At 73.0% G+C, this 1,962-nt stretch carries 2 protein-coding genes and 1 pseudogene; all 3 read right to left on the reverse strand.

Features of this window, described 5'->3' with window-relative positions; translation table 11 throughout:
- A partial coding sequence (gene dnaG, locus NWP10_RS11765) for a DNA primase (RefSeq protein ID WP_258301025.1) occupies positions 1-1,309 on the reverse strand: 1,309 nt, incomplete at its 3' end.
- A gap of 30 nt (positions 1,310-1,339) precedes the next feature.
- Positions 1,340-1,573, reverse strand: a complete 234-nt coding sequence (locus NWP10_RS11770; RefSeq protein ID WP_258301026.1) for a hypothetical protein — start codon at positions 1,571-1,573, stop codon at positions 1,340-1,342.
- Positions 1,574-1,671: 98 nt separating this feature from the next.
- A pseudogene (locus NWP10_RS11775) lies at positions 1,672-1,962 on the reverse strand (arsenic resistance protein); the annotation flags it as partial.

The following is a 1,962-nucleotide window of genomic DNA, read 5'->3' on the forward strand; positions in this document are numbered from 1 at the left end:
CCACGGCGCGGTGCACCGCGTTGGGGTCGAGGCCGAGCCAGCCCGCCAGCTCGCGCTCGTAGCCCGGGCGCAGCACGGCGTCCTTGATGCCGGCCACGATGGGCGCGGCGTGCCGCAGGGCGCCGGCGCGGCCCTCCACCGTGTCCAGGTCGTAGTCCTTCAGGCCGGCCCGGATGGCGAACTCGAATAGCGGGCGCCGGGAGGCGATCAGCGCGCGCACGGCCTCGTCCCCCTGCTGCATGCGCAGGTCGCACGGGTCCATCCCGCTGGGCTCCACGGCCACATAGGTCTTGGCGAGGAACCGGTGGTCCTCGTCGAACGCCTTGAGCGCGGCCTTCTGCCCGGCCTCGTCCCCGTCGAAAGTGAAGATCACCTCGCCGCCCGTGCCGTCGTCGGAGATCAGGCGGCGTGCCACCTTGATGTGGTCCGCGCCGAACGCGGTGCCGCACGTGGCCACCGCGGTGCCGACGCCGGCCAGGTGCGCGGCCATGACGTCCGTGTAGCCCTCCACCAGCACGAGCTGGCGCTCCTTGGCGATGGTCCGCTTGGCCAGGTCGATCCCGTAGAGCACCTGGGACTTCTTGTAGAGCGGGGTCTCGGGGGTGTTCAGGTACTTGGGGCCGGGGTCGTCGTCGTAGAGCTTGCGGGCGCCGAAGCCGATGGTCGCGCCCGTCATGTCCCGGATGGGCCACAGCAGGCGGCCTCGGAAGCGGTCGTACAGGCCGCGCTGGCCCTCGGAGAACAGCCCGGAGGCGCGCAGCTCCTCGTCCCGGAACCCCTTCTGGCGCAGGTGGTCCAGCAGGTGGGACCAGCCCTGCGGGGCGTAGCCCAGCCCGAACTGCTCGGCGTGCTCCTGGGTGAAGCCGCGTTGCGTGAGGAAGTCCCGGCCGGTCTGCGCCTCGGCCGAGCCCAGGGCGCGCCGGTAGAACTCGTCCGCGACCTTGTTGGCCTCCAACAGGCGACGACGGCGCCCCGTCTCCGCCTTGTCCGGGCCGGTGCCGCCGTCCTCGTAGTGCAGCTCGACGCCCACGCGGGCGGCCAGCCGCTCCACGGTCTCCGTGAAGGTGGTGTGCTCGAGCTCCATGAGGAAGCTGATGACGTCCCCGTGCTCGCCGCAGCCGAAGCAGTGGTAGGTGCCGACGCCGGGGCGCACGTGGAAGGAGGGGGTGCGCTCGTCGTGGAACGGGCACAGGCCCTTGAACGATCCGACGCCCGCGGAGCGCAGCGTGACGAACTCCTCCACCACGGCCTTCAAGTCAGTGCGCTCGCGGACGAGGTCGATGTCCTTGCGCAAGATCAGTCCGGCCATGCGGACCATTCTAGGGAGGCGGCGGGGCGCTCAGCCCCGAGCGGAACCGGCCTCCGGGGAGGAGCGGCGCTCTTCGGTGCCCTGTGCAGGAATCGCGGGCGCGGACCCGGGGCGGGCGTCGGCGGAGTCCACCGGCCGGCCGGTGGCGGGGTCGATGACGGGGAGGGCGCCGGTGGCGGCCTCCACGAGCGGGTGGAACAGCGCTGCCGAGGCCAGGCCGCCGTGGCGACGGCGGCGGGCCGAGGACACGAATGAAGGGCTCATGCCCTCCACCCTAGCCAGCCGCCCCGGTGATCCCGGTCACGAGACGATGACATCGTGCCCGGTCAGGTCACGAGACGATGACATCGTGCCCGGTCAGGTCACGATCCGGTGACGTCCGGCTCCGGGCGCACCGCGAGGGCAGCCTCCTCGGTCGGCGCCGCCCGCTCCGGCAGCAGGCGGGGCACGAGCCGCACCAGGACGGCCATCGCCACGAGCTCCACGAGCGTCTGCGTCACCACCACGAGCGGGGCGGGGTCCAGGCTCGGCGGCAGCGCCAGGGCCAGCGGCAGCACCACGAGCGAGTTGCGGGTGACCCCGGAGAACACGAGCGCCCGGCCCGACCGCGCGTCCGCCCGCGCCAGGGCCGCCACGGCCAGCCCGAGGGGCAC

The organism is Micrococcus sp. HG099, from assembly GCF_024723355.1.
GTDB lineage: Bacteria > Actinomycetota > Actinomycetes > Actinomycetales > Micrococcaceae > Micrococcus > Micrococcus endophyticus.